Genomic DNA, 617 nt, shown 5'->3' on the forward strand with positions numbered 1-617 from the left:
GGGTTCTGGGCGGGGGCGAGGCGTCGAAAGGGTCTCATCCGGCAAACACGCCCCCGCCGCGGGCGGTTCCGATTCCGCGGCGTTGCCGCCCGCCGGTGACGGGCCCTTAACCAAGCTTTGCCATTCTCCCCGTGTCGAACGTGCGTGAGGGTCGGGTGGTGATGGCGAAGCCGCAGATGTCCCGGCCGGGCGAGACGCCGCAGGCGCAGCCACCCCTGAACCCGAGCGTGCGCCGCCACCTCGGCCAGAACCTGCGCAACCTCTACGCCGACACCCTCTCCGCCCCGGTGAGCGAACGCCTCGAAGCGCTGATCGCGCAGCTGGACCGGCCGAAGGGGTGAGCACGACTTAGGGGAGGGAGGCGGAGCCTGCGGTGCGAGCCGCCGCGTCGTCGGCTTCCCACACCGCGCCCACATCCGAGACCGTACGCCACGAGGACAAGCGCCCCGCGCGGCGCTTGCGTGTGCCGTCGGCTCGGCGCGGTCAGTTCGCCCGGGCGACCTCGACGAGGTTGTCCGAGAAGGACGGCGCGTGGCCCATGTCGGTGAAGGCGCCCGACGAGATGCTGTTGACCGTGCCCTCGTTGAGCTGGCGCCAGTAGCCCAGCGTCGCGACCA

1 protein-coding gene is annotated in these 617 nt (G+C 71.5%); it reads left to right on the forward strand.

The annotated features are described in order from the left end of the window. The first annotated feature begins 161 nt into the window (after positions 1-161). Positions 162-341, forward strand: coding sequence for a NepR family anti-sigma factor (locus tag FV229_RS27080; protein ID WP_147754839.1), 180 nt, complete (start codon positions 162-164; stop codon positions 339-341). Positions 342-617 lie beyond the last annotated feature (276 nt).

The sequence above is a fragment of the Methylobacterium sp. WL120 genome (genome assembly GCF_008039465.1).
Lineage (GTDB): Bacteria > Pseudomonadota > Alphaproteobacteria > Rhizobiales > Beijerinckiaceae > Methylobacterium > Methylobacterium cerastii.

Coding starts and splice junctions, on each gene's coding strand:
- FV229_RS27080 (WP_147754839.1), top strand. CDS start 162: ATGGCGAAGCCGCAGATGTCCCGGCCGGGCGAGACGCCGCAGGCGCAG.